The sequence below is a fragment of the Aquidulcibacter sp. genome, assembly GCF_049239865.1.
Classification (GTDB): domain Bacteria; phylum Pseudomonadota; class Alphaproteobacteria; order Caulobacterales; family Aquidulcibacteraceae; genus Aquidulcibacter.
On sequence record NZ_JBMLTR010000125.1, the window covers coordinates 1 to 1214 of the forward strand.

The window sequence follows — 1214 nt, forward strand, 5'->3', positions numbered from 1 at the left end:
AATGCGGTCTGATTGACATCCGACTAAGTCCCAAGGCTTCGGCCGAAGGCGGGGCTCGGAGGGGGGCCCGGCAACAGCAACCCCCTCCACTTTCCAAGCAAAACTCAATCCACTGACGCAATGCGGGTCATGCCGCTTGCTTTGACCGCTCATTTTGACAGGCAACGAGGGCTTCAAGCAGGATACTTCGATGGGCATCGGCTGCATTGATTTTGGGTTTCCAAATGCGCTCTAAGTCTTGCAGCAATGCCCCACTAATCGGGTCCTGCGCGTGCAGGCGCATGTGCGTCTCATCGAATACGACCCCTGCAATGGCGCGTTGTTTCTCAAGATAGGCGCGTTGCAAAGCGAATTGGGTCTGATAGGCCTTGATGAACGCTTCCAGTCGCGGGTCATTCACGATGGGCTCAAATTGCTGGATTTGGGCTGGCGGCCAAGATAGGTCATAGTCTTGGCGTGGATCTTCTAAAAAGGCGCTGGTTCCCTCGCCCCAACCCGTTTGGCTGTGCGGGGTGATATCCACCCATGTGCCATCAGGCCGCTGCCACACCGCATGGTGCCAAGCTAACAATGTTAAAGCTTCAATCTCGACCACCAACCAACCGAATCGAATTCGCCCGCCAGATTGCGCCACGCAGTCGCGTACGTTCCAATAACAGCGGCTTGGTCTTGCCCAAACGACGGGATGCCGCGGCACAAAATGCAAGCCGACCGCTGAAACGGTTGCGCTTAACGCGACTAGGCCCGGTGCCCCGGGACCTGCATCTCTTTGGATCAGCATAGAGTTTGCAATCTCCATAATCGCCTAAATCAGAATCAATCACGTACACGGAGTAATTTAGAATCAATCTAAATTGTAACCAAAGGGTAAATACAGCGATACTGTCCCTATAGAAGTATAAAAATCAAATGATAAATATATGTAGCCCGCTGTATCGATTATAAATTTTGAGAAGCGATGTTTTTTGCTTTCAGCCTCTCATGAAAACTCTATTGGAACGATCATCGCACGGCTTCGTTCAACACGTGGATTATCACTCGCCCATTGGGTGCTAAGGTTCGCTTGGACACCGAAGTCGATTGCGCGCGGGCGAAAGCAGGATTAAGAAGATCGCCATAATCATAACGCCAGAAATGGCCAAAAGCAGGAGACGGGCCCGATGTCGGAAGACCTCATCGGCTATGCAAAGCTAACCCAAGATGCCCTGCGTGGC

Annotated in this window: 1 protein-coding gene; it reads right to left on the reverse strand. The window is 52.2% G+C overall.

Annotated features, from left to right (window positions below):
• Nucleotides 1–127 precede the first annotated feature (127 nt).
• On the reverse strand, nucleotides 128–781 hold the full coding sequence (locus tag ACOVRA_RS08740) for a hypothetical protein (protein WP_421719950.1): 654 nt from the start codon (nucleotides 779–781) through the stop codon (nucleotides 128–130).
• Nucleotides 782–1214: the final 433 nt, after the last annotated feature.